We start from the raw sequence: 14,604 nt of genomic DNA on the forward strand, positions 1-14,604 counted from the left end.
GCCGACGACGGCCACCTTCTTGCCCGTGCGGTGGGCGGGGGGCAGGGGCTTGACCCAGCCTTCCTCCCAGGCGCGGTCGATGATGGAGACCTCGACGTTCTTGATGGTGACTGCGGGTTGGTCGATGCCGAGCACGCAGGCCGATTCGCAGGGCGCCGGGCAAAGGCGGCCGGTGAATTCGGGGAAGTTGTTGGTGGCGTGGAGTCGTTCGATCGCCTCGGCCCAGTCATGGGCGTAGACGAGGTTGTTCCACTCGGGGATGAGGTTGCCCAGGGGGCATCCGTTGTGGCAGAAGGGGATGCCGCAGTCCATGCAGCGCGAGGCCTGCTTGGTGACGGTCCCTCGGTCGAACTCTTCGTGGACTTCGCGCCAGTCCTGGATGCGTACGTCGACGGGGCGGTGGGCGGGGAGCTCGCGCTCGGTGATCTTCAAAAAACCCTTGGGGTCTGCCATGGTCGTGTTCCTCCTTTCGTGGACCGGCTGTCTCAGGACTGCGCGGAGGCCATGATGGCCTCGTTGACGTCGCGTCCTTCGCGCTCGGCCTCGCTCTGGGCGAGCAGGACGCGCTTGTAGTCACGTGGCATGACCTTGGCGATGCGGGCCAGGCCGTGGTCGCCCTCGGCCAGGAGGCGTCCGGCGACGGTGGAGCCGGTCAGGTCACGGTGACTGGTGAGGGTTTCGGTGAGGAACTCGCGGTCTTGATCGGTGAGTTCCTCGATTTCGACCATTTCGTCGTTGACGCGGGCGGGGTCCAGGTCCAGGACGTAGGCGATGCCTCCGGACATGCCCGCGGCGAAGTTGCGTCCGGTACGGCCGAGGATGACGGCGCGGCCCCCGGTCATGTATTCGCAACCGTGGTCGCCGATGCCTTCGACGACGGCGGTGGCACCGGAGTTACGAACACAGAAGCGTTCGCCGACGATGCCGCGCAGGTGGAGTCGACCGGAGGTGGCGCCGTAGCCGATGACGTTGCCCGCGATGATGTGCTCTTCCGCGACGAGTTTGGAGTCGTCGTCGGGGCGGACGATGACGTGGCCGCCGGACAGGCCCTTGCCAACGTAGTCGTTGGCGTCGCCGTGCAGACGCAGGGTGATGCCCGGGGGCAGGAAGGCGCCGAAGGACTGGCCCGCTGACCCGGTGAAGGTGATGTCGATGGTGTCGGTGGGCAGACCCTGGGCGCCGTGGCGCTTGGTGACCTCGTGGCCGAGCATGGTGCCGACGGTGCGGTTGACGTTACGCACCGGTAGTTCGAGTGTGACCGGCCGTCCGAAGTCCAGGGCACCCTCGCTGAGTTGGATGAGGGTGTTGTCCAAAGCCTTTTCCAGGCCGTGGTCTTGGCCGCGTCGCTGGAAGCGCTGGTCTCCGGCGAGGGGTTCGACCTCGTGCAGGATGGGCGACAGGTCCAGGCCTTGGGCCTTCCAGTGGTCGACGGCATCGCGGGTGTCGAGCAGGTCGACGGCACCGATGGCCTCGTCCAGACTACGAAAGCCCAGTCGGGCGAGGTATTCGCGGACCTCCTGAGCGATGAACTCGAAGAAGTTCACCACGTACTCGGCCTTGCCGGAGAAGCGTTCGCGCAGGGTGGGGTTCTGGGTGGCGACGCCGACGGGGCAGGTGTCGAGGTGGCACACGCGCATCATGACGCAGCCGGAGACGATGAGGGGCGCGGTGGCGAAACCGTACTCCTCGGCACCGAGCAGGGCGGCGATCACGACATCACGGCCGGTCTTCATCTGACCGTCGGTCTGGACGACGATGCGGTCGCGCAGACCGTTGAGCAGCAGGGTCTGCTGGGTTTCGGCGAGCCCGAGCTCCCAGGGGGTACCGGCGTGCTTGAGGGAGGTCAGCGGTGAGGCACCGGTCCCTCCGTCGTGGCCGGAGATGAGGACGACGTCGGCGTGGGCCTTGGACACACCGGCGGCGACGGTACCCACACCCGCTTCGGAGACCAGCTTGACGTGGACCCGTGCGGAGGGGTTCGCGTTCTTGAGGTCATGGATGAGCTGGGCGAGGTCCTCGATGGAGTAGATGTCGTGGTGGGGCGGCGGCGAGATGAGTCCGACGCCGGGGGTGGAGTGGCGGGTGTCGGCCACCCACGGGTAGACCTTGTGGCCGGGCAGCTGTCCGCCTTCACCGGGCTTGGCGCCCTGGGCCATCTTGATCTGGATGTCGTCGGCGTTGCTGAGGTAGTGCGAGGTGACGCCGAAGCGTCCGGAGGCGACCTGCTTGATGGCGCTGCGGCGCAGATCCCCGTTGGCGTCGGGGGTGAAACGGTCGGGGTCCTCACCGCCCTCTCCGGTGTTGGATTTGCCACCGAGGCGGTTCATCGCGATGGCGAGGGTCTCGTGGGCCTCGGCGGAGATGGAGCCGTAGGACATGGCGCCGGTGGAGAAACGCTTGACGATGGCCGAGATAGGTTCGACCTCGTCGATCGGGACGGGTTCGCGCACGCCTTCCTTGAGTCGGAAGAGCCCGCGCAAGGTCATGAGCTTGGCGGCCTGGTCGTCGACCTTGTTCGTGTACTCCTTGAAGATCTCGTACTTGCGGCTCCGGGTGGAGTGTTGGAGCTTGAAGACCGTCTCGGGGTTGAACAGGTGCGGTTCGCCCTCGCGGCGCCACTGGTACTCGCCGCCGACCTCCAGGCGCCGGTGGGCGTTGGGGTTGGCGGCGTGGGCTCGGCGGTGGCGAATGGCGACCTCTTCGGCCAGGACGTCGAAGCCGACGCCGCCCAGGCGGGAAGTGGTGCCGGTGAAGCAGCGGTCGATGACGTCCTGGCCCAGCCCCAGGGCTTCGAAGATCTGGGCTCCGGTGTAGGAGCTGACGGTGGAGACACCGATCTTGGACATGACCTTGAGGACACCCTTGCCGTAGGCCTTGAGGGTGTTGCGCACGGCGGTGTCGGCGTCGATGCCGCCGAGGGTGCCGCGCCTGACCATGTCGCGAACGGTTTCCAGGGCCAGGTAGGGGTTGATCGCGGAGGCGCCGTAGCCGAGGAGGAGCGCGACGTGGTGGCATTCACGGACGTCGCCGGCCTCGACGAGCAGGCCGACCTCGGTACGGGTCTTCTCGCGGACCAGGTGGTGATGAATGGAACCGGTCAGCATCAGTGACGGGATGGGCGCGCGTGCGCTGTCGGCGCGACGGTCACTGAGGACGAGGACGTGCGCGCCGTCGGCGATGGCGGCGGAGACCTCGGTGTTGATCCGGTCCAGTCGGGCGGACAGGGCGTCGCCACCGCCGTCGACGGAGTAGGTGCCGTCGACGGTGAAGGTCTTCAGTGCCGGGTCGGTCTCGCCGGCGGTGACGATGGCGGCGAGTTCGGCTTGGTCCACCACCGGTGTGGGCAGGACGAGGCGACGGTTGTGGCCGGGGACCGAGGCGAGGATGTTGTGTTCGGCCCCCAAAAGGGTGGCCAGGCTGGTGACCATCTCCTCCCGAATGGCGTCCAGCGGCGGGTTGGTGACCTGCGCGAAGTTCTGCGAGAAGTAGTCGAAGAGTTGGCGCGAGCGGTCGGACAGGGCCGCCACCGGGGTGTCGGTGCCCATGGAGCCGATGGGTTCGGCGCCGGTGCGGGCCATGGGGGCGAGGATGATCCGGAGCTCCTCCTCGGTGTAGCCGAACACCTGCTGGGCGAGGTCGAGTTCGGTGACCGGGACGGGTTCGGCCTCGGGGAGGTCGTCCAGGCGCAGGACACCGGCGTCGATCCACTCCTGGTAGGGGTGTTCGGCGGCGAGTTCGGCCTTGATCTCCTCGTCCTCGATGATGCGCCCCTGCCCGGTGTCGACGACGAAGATGCGGCCGGGCTGCAGTCGGCCCTTGCGGACCACGGTGGCGGGGTCGATGTCCAGGACACCGGCTTCAGAGGCCAAGACGACCAGACCGTCCTCGGTGACCCAGTAACGGCCGGGGCGAAGACCGTTGCGGTCCAGGACGGAGCCGACGAGGGTGCCGTCGGTGAAGGACACCGAGGCGGGACCGTCCCAGGGCTCCATGAGGGTGGAGTGGTACTCGTAGAAGGCCCGCACGGCCGGGTCCATCTCGGTGTGGTTCTCCCAGGGCTCGGGGATCATCATCAGGACGGCGTGCGGCAGGGAACGGCCTCCGAGGTGGAGCAGTTCCAGGGCGTCGTCGAAGGACGCGGTGTCGGAGTCGTCGGGGTCGACGATGGGGAAGACGCGGTCCAGGTCACCGGGGATGAGGTCGCTGGCGAGCTTGGCCTCACGCGAGCGCATCATGTTCCGGTTGCCCTTGACCGTGTTGATCTCACCGTTGTGCGCGACGTAGCGGAACGGGTGGGCGAGCGGCCAGGACGGGAAGGTGTTGGTGGAGAACCGAGAGTGGACCAGGGCCAGACCGGAGGTGTAACGGCGGTCGGACAGGTCCGGGAAGAACGGTTCCAACTGGGGGGTGGTGAGCATTCCCTTGTAGGAGATGGTGCGTGGGGAAAGGCTCGGGAAGTAGACGTCGCCCTCGTGTTCGGCGCGCTTGCGGACACAGTAGGCGTACCGTTCGAGGTCGATACCGGTGAGGCCCTCGGTGGGGGTGCCCCGGCGTCCGGTGATGAACAGCTGCCCGAAGTAGGGCATGACCTCGCGGGCGGCGGGGCCGCAGTAGCGAGGTTCGAAGGGCACCTCGCGCCAGCCGAGGACGGTCAGGCCCTCGTCGATGACGATGGAGTCGATCTTTTCCACGGCGGCGGCTCGCTCGGCGGCGTCGGAGGGCAGGAAGCCGATGCCGGTGGCGTAGGCGCCCGCTTGGGGAAGGTCGAAGTCACAGACCTCGGTGTAGAGGTCGTGAGGGACCTGGGTCAGGATGCCCGCGCCGTCACCGTCGTCGGGGTCGGCCCCGGAAGCACCTCGGTGGTCGAGATTGCGCAGAACCGTGAGTGCCTTGCTCACGATGTCGTGGCTGCGACGACCGGTGAGGTCGGCCACGAACCCCACGCCGCAGGCGTCGTGTTCGTGAGCGGGATCGTACAGGCCCTGGGGGGTGCTCTGCGCGTTCGTTCGGACGGACGGACGCCACACGTTCTCAGCAGGCATCTATCCTCCTGTCGTCTTGAAATGGGCTTTGCGAAAAGCGCGTTCGGGACGACATTGGCCCTGCTGCGTACGTGATTCTGTTGTGTCCGCCCGGAGGCGGGTCCCATGTGGTGGGCGTCCGGCACACCTGTCGGCTCGCGTGCACGTCCTCGTGTCGCCGGTGGTGTTCGAGTCACCCGCCGCGGGCAGGTTCTCTTATACACGCCGGTCCGAACACGATGTCGATCGTGGGTCTGGACCGGGTGGCGCCGCGGTGCGCGTTCGGCCTCGGGCACGTGCCCGATGGGCGTTGAACAGGCGTCCTCTCGGTTTTGCCCTCCGAGGAAGCCCGGCCTAGCGAATTTTTCCACATGTGGTCCTCGCCAAACCTCCCGGGGCGGGTCGGTCATCGAGTACCGTCCGGGGCTCGCCACGGGATGGGAGGGCCCTTCCGTGCCGGATCCGCAGGTTGTCCCCGGTGTCCCCCCGTTTCTCAGGGGAGGGGCACTGGCACCTGGGAGTGACATGTCACTCATCACACCTTTTGTCGGATCGGACCTGCCACGTCGGTCGTTGTCACCGCCGTGCGCTCCAGACATGGGAGGATCGCCCAATGGCAGGACACCCGGCTCCCTCCGGCCCTGAGGCCGGAACCTCGAGCGACATCACACGTGCACCGGGCGCTGCGGCGCCGACCGACCCCGACTCGGAATCCTCTCTGCCCGAGGTGGCGAGGACCTTCCTACGCGAGTACGGGGTCGACGCCCCACGCCCTCGACTGATCCTGTCGTTGCTCCGTGATGGTCGATGGTGGAGCGCCAACGACCTGGTACGCGCCGGCGGCGTGGCCCACTCGGTGGTGATCTCGCTGCTCAGGGCCTTGGAAGAGGGCGGGGAGGTGGCCCGGGACGGCGATCGGTTCCGGTTGTTGAGCCCGTCCCACTATCAAGGGGCACGAGCCCCGCTTCTGGCCGACCCGGTGGCGCACCTGTTGCCTGAGCATTCCCGGACCGCCACGGAACTGGTACGCGCGATCGCCACGGGGCCCACTTCGGACACGAATCTGGATCACGTATCGGCCACGGCGGAGACGGCGTTGCGGCGTGCCCTGTTCCTGGCCACCCGGTTCGACCTGGACCAGCGCACCCTGTTGTGTGTGGGAGATCACGACCTGACGTCGTTGGCCCTGGCGTTGGTGTCCCCCGGGACCCGGGTGGAGGTCGTGGACCTGGACGAGCGGGTGTTGGAGCACATCGACACGGTGGCCGAGCGGTTGGGGCTGTCGGTGCGTACGCACAGCGCCGATCTGAGGTTGGGGCTCCCCGCGACGTTGCGGGAGAAGGCCGACGTGGTCTTCACCGACCCTCCCTACACCCCCGAAGGGGTGAAGTTGTTCGTACGGCGCGGTGTGGAGGGTCTGGCCGACCCGAAGCGGAGCCGGGTCCTGGTGGCCTATGGGGTCTCCGAGACCACTCCGAAGTTGGCCGCCGCCACCCAGGCGCGGCTGATGCGTTCGGGACTGCTGATAGAGGCGATGTGGCCGGACTTCAACCGTTACCTGGGCGCGGAGTCGATCGGTGCCGCCAGCGACCTATATGTTCTTCGCCCTTTGTCCAAGACCTTGCCCGCCCCCACCACTGAAAGCGCCCGGGTGTACAGCCAGGGGGTCAGCGCCAAGGAGGCACGCGGCGATTTGGACGCGGATCGGGCGACGGCGGTGTTGGAGCGGGCCGCCGAGGGAAGCGAGGAGGCCCAGCCCCCGCTTCCGGCGTTGGTCGGGGACTGGCCGCGTGAGGTGTCCAAACGGGTGCGGGTGCGGTTGTCCACCTGGATGGGCTCCCCCACCGCGGTGGGGCCGTGCGCCGTGGTGAACTTGACCGGTGGTTGGGATCGGTCGGCGCCCCGGGTGGCGTTGGCCACGACCGCCGATCAGGCGTTCTTGCTGGTGCCCTCGACCTCCTCCTGGGTGCGTGACCAAGCAGGGCAGAAGGCGTTCCGGGCGATGGTGGAACCCGGGATGCGGGTGCGGTTCCTGCGCGGGTTCGGGGCGCCGGACCTGACCGCGATACGGCTGGACCGCAACCCCGAACCAGGCGGGAGTACCGGCCGGTTGTTGGCACACGTGCAGGGGCGGGCGCACGGCATGCTCACCACGACGCTGCGGACCGGCCTGGTGGAGGTGGCGGCCTGGCGTGGACAAGCGATCAACAAGCGCACGGCCCGTCAGGCGGTGGCGTCGGCACCGACGTGGCTGCCCGGGCACAGTCTGTTGGACCTGCCCGAACACCGGTTCTCGGAACTGCGGGTGTTGGCCTCGGAGCTGTTGACCCACGTGAAGGAGTTGCGGTCCGGCTGATCCGAAGGGCCCGAACGTGGTGTGGGCCCGGGAGGAACCATTCCTTCCGGGCCCACGCCGTACACGGACGTGGCCTGAGGAGATCACTCTCCGGGCAGAGCCGTTCCCTCTTCGCCGGGCAGGCCCTCGGTACCGATCTCCCCGGTGCCGGTGTCCTCACCGGCCCCCTCGATGCCGGTACCGTCCGTACCGACCTCACCGGTTATCTCGGTCTCTTCGGTACCGGTGCCCTCGCCGCCTTCGGTGTCGTCGGTGTGTTCGATCATGCGGCGGAAGAGAGGGTCCCGGAAGTTGGCCAAGGCCACCAACGGGGTGGAGAGGGTGACACGTTCCTCCACCGACTCCGAATCGGTGGGCTGGACCCAGACCACGACGAGGTAGTGTCCGCTGACGATGGCGTCGGCGGCGCTGTAGCCCCTGCCCAACCGGTCGAAGGGTTCGGCGCCGGAGGGCGCCAGGACGAACCCGGGGTCGGCGACCTCCTCGGATTCCTGTCCCTCTTCGGGTTCAGGCAGGTCCAAGGCCTGGGCCACCGCCCGACTGCCCTCGACGTCGGCCAGGTTGAACACGGTGGCCACGCCGAAGAAGGCGTCGGAGACATAGGTGGCGCGGCCGACCTGGGTGCAATCGGCGTCGGCCAGGGCCTGGGTCGCGACCTCGCCCCATACGGCACCGGCGCAGTCGTCGGTCAGGTCGGACTCGGCCAGGGTGAAGTCGATGCTCTGACTGGAAATCTCGGCGTTGCGACGCTCGAACAACTCACCTTCGTTCAGGGGCCGGCTGTCGACTTCCCGGGAGGCGAGGACCTCGTTCATGTTGCCGGCGTCTCTGACCTTGTAGACGACCGGACGGGTCTCCTGGGGGGCCGCCTGTTCCCCTTCCTCCCCCGAGAGTTCGACGAACAGGACCACGCCCAAGGCGATGAGCGCCACCACCAGTGAGCCCACCAGGATGGTCAACGTCCTACCGAAGCGCCGAGGTTCCTTCTTTCGCCGCCCACCGCTCCGGCGACGCCCGCCCTCTGGGGAAGGGCTCGTCGAGGTCGGCTGTTCGTCGGACTCGCTGTTCTTCCTCCGGCGGCCCGGCCTACCAGGCGTCGAGGGTTCAGAAGGGGACACCCAAAGGACCTTTCCGTGGGTTCGGGCCGGCCACCAGGTGTGGTGACCGGCCCGCTTGCGCTCGGGACTCGAGGGGGGATGGTTCTCCCGCCCCGTTACGACCCTGGCGGGCGGGTCGATCTGTCCGAGATCCTATCCGGGCATCCGACGTGGCCGGACAGGCCCACTGTTTCGTCCACCGTCGCCACCACTCTCGATCGCTGCGCTCACCAGGGCTCGCCGGGACGCATCCTGGTGGTGGTGTCTACTCGTCGGGTCGGCTGGCCACGACCTCGTCGTAGACGAATCCGAAGGCGCCCATCGACGCCACCTCCAGGACCGCCAGGTCCGCGTCCTCCCCAGGCGGGGAACCGTCTGCCTTGGCCGACCAGAACACGGCCAGGTAATGGCCCATGACCTGGCTGCTGGCCTGGCTGTAACCGTCCTGCAACCCTTCGACGTCACTGTCGCCACCGGTACGGGCCAACAGGAAACCGAGGTCGGTGTCGGCGTTGGTCGGGTCCAGTGCCGCGGCCACGTCGGTGGCGCTCTTGCTGTCGGACAGGTCGAACAAGGTCACCTGGGCGACGTGGTCGCCGTCGGCGTCGGTGTAGACACCCGAGGCCGCGTTGGCGCAGTCGGCGTCCAGGAGGCTTTGTCCGAGTTCCTCACCCCACACCAGGGAGGTGCAGGAGTCGGTGACCTCGGATTGGCGCAGCTCCAACTCCATACCACTGAGTTCGAGTTCCTCCACGGAACCGAAGACGGCCTCCTCGGTCATGGGTTCGGCGTCGGCCGAACGCTCGTCGATGGGGCCGAACACGTCGGGATCGTTGGCCTCGAATCGGTACTGCTCCGGGGTGAGGGTGCTGTGTCCCTCGGGCGGGGCCACGATGGAGTCCTCGCCGGTGGCGCCGCCGCCGGCGCCGGTGACGAGCTGGTAGGAAAGCAGGCCCAAAAGAGCGACCAAGGCGATGCTGAAGGCGCCCAGGAGCGCACCGAGCACCGCTGTTCCGCGCTTGCGCTTGCTCTGTTCCGCCAGGGTGTACACGATCTGGTTGGGTCGGTCCCCCAACACGGAGACCTTCTTGATCGCGGACGCGGAGAAGGCGGAGACACGGTTCACGCCGCGCTTGTTCCTACCCTTGCGTCGCCCACCTCGGCGTTCCGAACGGCCCACGTGCTCGGCACGCTCATCGCCCGCGTCCTGCTCGTAGTACTCGGCGTCGTCGTATCCGATGGCGTCGTCACGGGTGTGGGTGTGGCCGTACTCGGCGGAGAAGTCCTCCTCCGGGTCATAGCCTTGCTCTTGGTACCCGTCGTTGTCACGACCGTAGTCGTGCTCTGCGGTGTGGGGGCCGGTGAAGCGGCGGCTACCGCCACGGCGTCCCTTGCGTCCGTAACCGGACTCGGCTCTGCTCACGGTCTTTCTCAATCGTCAACCCGTGGTCTCTGCTCGACTGGTGCGGTATCGGCCTGCGGTGTGATCGACCACGGGCCGGGCGCCGGAATCAGGTCATCGGCGCTTTCCGCTTTACTCGGGCTTCGACCCGGATCCGTCTCCCGCGCCCTTGGCGCCGTCCTCGGTCGAGCCCTCGCTACTAGATCGCTCAGGGCTCGGGTGGTATTCCGTGCCGGCCTCATCGTGACCACTCACACCCTGGTCGAACGCCGAGTCATCGGTGTCCGCGGCGCTGTAGACGGTGCCTTCTTCCTCGGTTCCACCATCGGTACCGGTGTCACCGAACACCTGGGTTCCGGCGTCGTGTCCGGCGGGGACGACGGCGGTGGAGAAGCGGTCCAGGCGACGGCCGGCCCAGACGAAGTAGGCCAAGGCGCCGAGGAGGACGATGATGGAGGTCCAGTTGTTCAGGCGCAGGCCGAGGAAGTCGTTGGCCGGATCGACCCTCAGGTACTCGATCCAGAATCGGCCCAGGCAGTAGCCGATGATGTACAGGGCGAAGAGACGACCGCCCCGCAGGGAGTTCTCGTAGCGGCGGCCGAGGTAGGCCAGCAGGATGGCCAGGCCCAGGCACCAAAGGGATTCGTAGAGGAAGGTGGGGTGGTAGGTGGTGACACCGGGCTCCATCCCGGCGCGCAGATAACCCTCGGGGGTGAGGTTGATCTCAACCGCCCAGGGCAGGTCGGTGGGACGACCGAACAGTTCCTGGTTGAAGTAGTTCCCCCAGCGGCCCAAGGCCTGGGCGAGGGGGATCGTGGGGGCGATGGCGAAGGAGAGCTTGGACATCGACAGTCCACGCTTGCGGGCGACCAGCCACACACCGACGGCGCCGAGGGGGATCGCGCCCCAGATGCCAAGGCCGCCCTCCCAGATGTACAGGGCTCGGATGGGTTCCTTGCCCGGTCCGAAGTAGAGCTGTGCGTCACTGATGACGTGGTAGAGCCGGCCACCGATCAGGCCGAGGATGACGGCCCAGACGGCCATGTCCATGATGGTGCCGGGCTCACCGCCCATGGCCTTCCAACGGCGTTCGCTCCAGAAGACGGCGACGATGACGCCGGCGAGGATGCACAGGGCGTAGAAGTGGATCTCCAAGGGCCCGAGCGGGATGGAGTTGACCTGTGGGCTGGGGATGGCCGCGAGGGCGCGGCCGTACTCGGCCACGCCCTCGGAAGCTGTCGACGACAATGTCACTGCTCTGCTCTCGGGTTCGCCCCGCGTGCGGGGGGTCTGTTCAGGGTGTCAGTCCGCGTCGCCCCCGTCGCCCATCGGTTCGGTCTCGACCTCACCCTCACCGGCGGAGGCGATCGCCTCGGACAGGCCGCGAGTGGTCCCGGCGGTGTTGCCGTCGAGCAACTCGCCATTGATGTAGACGGAAGGGGTACCACGGAACATGTTGTCTCCGCTGTAGCGAGTGTAAGCCGTTCCGGTGGCGTCGATGAGTTCGCCGGTGTAGGTCCCCTCCAGGAAGGAGGGGTCGTACCCGTTCTGGGCTCCCCAGTTCAGCAGGTCGCTCAGGACCATGGTGCCCAGGGTCTCCTCACCGATCTGTTCGTTGGCGTCGGCGGCCAGGGCCGGGAGGAACTCCTCGGTGAACTCGGTGACGACCTCGTTCTCGGCGTCGACGCGTTCGTCGAACTCGCTCACCTGGGCGTCCTCGGCGTCGGTCTGGCGGAACCATTCCTTGAGTTCGTCGGTGGTGTAACCCTCCGCCTCGCTGTTGGGCTGGTGTTCGAAGAGCAGGTCGTTGTACTCGACGAAGACACCATGGTCGGCGGCGGCCCGCGCGGCGGCACCGGCGCGCAGCGAGTTACTACTGGTGGGGACCGGCTGCTGGGCGAAGATGCTGACCGGCCGGTAGTGGACGATGGCCTCCCCCTCGGCGGCGCGTTCCTTGAGCAGGTCGCCGTTGAGGAGTTCGAACTGGCGGCAGGCCGGGCACTGGTAGTCGGCGTAGACCTCGACGACGGGGGCGGAGGCGCCCTCTTGGGCCATGACGACACTGCCGTCCTCTTGGAGGGTCTGGCCGGCCAACTCGCCCTCGTACTCGTCCCCGCGATCCGCGGTCAGGACCGCGTAGCCGACCCCGACGATGAGCACGACGACGGCGGCGGCGATACCGACGACGAGAAGGGTCTTCTTGCGTTGGGCCGCCCGCTTCTCCTTCTCGCGCTGTTGCCTGAGCTTCTCGCGGGAGCGCTTGCGCGCTTCACTCCCCATGCTTTCCTCTGTTTCTGACTCTCTGGTGGTCGGTCTTCGTCTCGGCGCGTACCGGATTCATCGGAAGAGACCGAGAACGCGGTCGAGGGCGAAGGGTGAACGGGGCCAGATCGCTACGAAGGCACCCATGGCGCCGAAAGCGACGTCGCGCGCGATGGAGATTCCGTAGGTGGTCTCTTCCGGGTCGACCTGACCGCCACCGCCGAAGCAGCCGCAGTCGATCGCCAGGCCACGGGCCATCGCGGAGAGGATGCCCGCGATGAAGACGACCATGAGGATCGCGCCGACGGCACCGGCGTAACGGGTGGCCAGCCCCAGGAGGAGGAGCAGGGCCAGGGCGATCTCGAAGAGGGGAAGGGTGTAGCCGATGAGTCGGGCGACCTCGGTCGGGAAGAGGTCGTAGGCCTCGACCGCCTCGACCGACACGATGGGTGGGAACTTGGTGACGGCCGCGATGATGAGGACGGTGGCCAGGCCGAGACGGCAGGCGAGGCTGAGCCAGGGTTGGATGGTCTCCCAGCGGTTGGAGGGTCGCGTGGCGGTGGCGTCGTCGACCTGTGTGTCCATCATCTGCCAAGCCTTCGAGAGTGGGGGGCGGTCTACCGCGAACCTGGCGTTGGGTGCCTACCCCGTCGCCCTTCGCATCGAAATCGATCCTACTGCGTGTATTCAACTCGTGACACTGGGACGTGGATCTCGGGGAAGGAGCACAAGGCGCTCCCGGCGGTCCCGGTGCCGCCATCTCACCATCGAATCGGCCGACCCAAGGCCGATTCGGGCCCTTTCTCACCCGATTCTCACGCTCTTAACCCACCGCTTGACCAGGAACGGAAAAGCGGTGGACCGCACCATGAAGGACGCGGCCCACCACCAGGGTCGGGGGTCCTCTCCAGGAGGACGAAGGGCTTCAGGGCCGTTATCGGGAGCGGACGCCCCCGGCGAGTTCCTCGGCGAAGGCACGGACGGCGACGAGCCCGGTCTCCAGGTCCGGAGCGTCCAGGACACGCTGGCAGAACCCCGCCCCCACGATCACCCCGTCGGCGTAGGCGGCGACCTCCGCGGCCTGGGCCCCGGTGGAAATGCCCAGCCCCACACAGATCGGCAGCTTCGACTCACGTGTGACCGCACGGGTGCGGCGGACCAGGACTTCTGCGGTGTCGGCGACCTTGGTGCGGGTGCCGGTGACCCCCATGAGGGAGGCCGCGTACACGAACCCGCTCCCGGCCTCGGTGGTCAGCGCCAGGCGTTCGTCCGAGGAGGAGGGGGCGACCAGGTAGACGCGATCGAGCCCGGCCGCCTCGGACGCGGCCTTCCACTCCTTGGCCTCCTCCGGGATGAGGTCGGGGGTGATGACCCCGGACCCGCCCGCCTTGGCCAACTCGGTGGCGAAACGCTCCACCCCATAGCGTTCGATCGGGTTCCAGTAGGACATCACCAGGGCGGCGGCGCCGGTGGCGGCGGTGGCCTCCACGACGCGGAACACGTCGTCGGTGGTGGTGCCCGCGGCCAAGGCCCGATCGGCGGCGCGTTGGATGGTGGGTCCGTCCATCATGGGGTCGGAGTAGGGCAGACCGACCTCGATGACGTCGCAACCGCCCTCGACCATGGCCTGAATGACCCGGATGGAGGAGTCCACGTCGGGGAACCCGGCCGGGTAGTAGCCGATGAGCGCGGCGCGATTCTCCTCGCGCGCGCGGGAAAGCTTGCTCTGCAGTGTGGTGGCCGGCATCACGCCTGTCCCTCCGAGTCGACGAGGCCGAAGTAGTCGGCGGCGGTGTTGACGTCCTTGTCCCCGCGTCCGGAGAGGTTGACCAGGATGACCGAGTCCGGGCCGAGCCTCTTGCCCAGACGCATCGCACCGGCCAGGGCGTGGGCGCTTTCGATGGCGGGGATGATGCCTTCGGTGCGGCACAGCAGCCGGAAGGCCTCCATCGCCTCGGCGTCGGTGACGGGTTCGTAGGTGGCGCGACCGGTGGCGGCCAGGTGGGCGTGTTCGGGCCCCACGGCGGGGTAGTCGAGTCCCGCGGAGATGGAGTGGCTGGGCAGGGTCTGACCGTACTCGTCCTGGAGGACGTAGGTACGAGCACCGTGGAAGACCCCGGGACTGCCGGCGGTGATGGAGGCGGCGGTCTGTTCGGTGTCGGCTCCCGCTCCCCCGGCCTCGAAACCGTACAAGGCCACGTCCTGGTCGGGGATGAAGGCCGCGAAGATGGCGATGGCGTTGGAGCCACCGCCTACGCAGGCGGTGACTGCGTCGGGCAGCCTCCCGGTGAGTTCGAGGACCTGTTCGCGCGCTTCGGCGCCCACCGTGAAGTGCAGGTCGCGCACGAGCTTGGGGAAGGGATGCGGACCGGCTGCGGTACCGAACAGGTAGTGGGTGTGGTCGACGTTGGCGACCCAGTCCCGGAAGGTCTCGTTGATGGCGTCCTTGAGGGTGCGGCTGGCGGT

Annotated in this window: 9 protein-coding genes and 1 pseudogene; 1 reads left to right on the plus strand and 9 read right to left on the minus strand. The window is 67.7% G+C overall.

Features of this window, described 5'->3' with window-relative positions:
- Together gltD and gltB are read right to left on the minus strand one after the other, a co-directional pair.
- A pseudogene (gene gltD / locus D472_RS25285) lies at window positions 1-453 on the minus strand (glutamate synthase); the annotation flags it as partial.
- 32 nt (window positions 454-485) lie between these two features.
- Window positions 486-5,042 (minus strand): glutamate synthase large subunit, encoded by a 4,557-nt coding sequence (gene gltB, locus D472_RS0110655; protein WP_026117566.1) that lies wholly within the window; start codon window positions 5,040-5,042, stop codon window positions 486-488.
- A 592-nt stretch (window positions 5,043-5,634) separates the two neighbouring features.
- Between gltB and D472_RS0110660 the strand changes: the two genes are divergently transcribed.
- Window positions 5,635-7,377 carry a bis-aminopropyl spermidine synthase family protein gene (locus D472_RS0110660; protein WP_017604471.1) on the plus strand — a complete coding sequence of 581 codons (1,743 nt, stop codon included), beginning with the start codon at window positions 5,635-5,637 and terminating at the stop codon, window positions 7,375-7,377.
- An 83-nt stretch (window positions 7,378-7,460) separates the two neighbouring features.
- Here the strand turns inward: D472_RS0110660 and D472_RS25290 are convergent, their stop codons facing one another.
- From D472_RS25290 to D472_RS0110695, 7 genes are all read right to left on the minus strand, one after another.
- Window positions 7,461-8,495 (minus strand): hypothetical protein, encoded by a 1,035-nt coding sequence (locus D472_RS25290; protein ID WP_033303588.1) that lies wholly within the window; start codon window positions 8,493-8,495, stop codon window positions 7,461-7,463.
- 244 nt (window positions 8,496-8,739) lie between these two features.
- Window positions 8,740-9,897, minus strand: a complete 1,158-nt coding sequence (locus D472_RS0110670) for a hypothetical protein (RefSeq protein WP_017604473.1) — start codon at window positions 9,895-9,897, stop codon at window positions 8,740-8,742.
- 111 nt (window positions 9,898-10,008) lie between these two features.
- Entirely contained in the window at window positions 10,009-11,124 is a 1,116-nt protein-coding gene (gene lgt / locus D472_RS0110675) for a prolipoprotein diacylglyceryl transferase (protein WP_026117567.1), read from the minus strand.
- Between the two features lie 54 nt (window positions 11,125-11,178).
- On the minus strand, window positions 11,179-12,156 hold the full coding sequence (locus D472_RS0110680; protein WP_017604475.1) for a DsbA family protein: 978 nt from the start codon (window positions 12,154-12,156) through the stop codon (window positions 11,179-11,181).
- Between the two features lie 57 nt (window positions 12,157-12,213).
- Complete coding sequence (locus tag D472_RS0110685) at window positions 12,214-12,726, minus strand: MauE/DoxX family redox-associated membrane protein (protein ID WP_017604476.1); 513 nt, start codon at window positions 12,724-12,726, stop codon at window positions 12,214-12,216.
- A 346-nt stretch (window positions 12,727-13,072) separates the two neighbouring features.
- Window positions 13,073-13,885 (minus strand): tryptophan synthase subunit alpha, encoded by an 813-nt coding sequence (gene trpA, locus D472_RS0110690; RefSeq protein WP_017604477.1) that lies wholly within the window; start codon window positions 13,883-13,885, stop codon window positions 13,073-13,075.
- On the minus strand, window positions 13,885-14,604 hold a 720-nt coding region (locus tag D472_RS0110695; RefSeq protein ID WP_017604478.1), incomplete at its 5' end, for a pyridoxal-phosphate dependent enzyme. The genes trpA and D472_RS0110695, both read right to left, overlap by 1 nt.

The organism is Nocardiopsis alkaliphila YIM 80379 (assembly GCF_000341005.1).
GTDB classification, from domain to species: domain Bacteria; phylum Actinomycetota; class Actinomycetes; order Streptosporangiales; family Streptosporangiaceae; genus Nocardiopsis; species Nocardiopsis alkaliphila.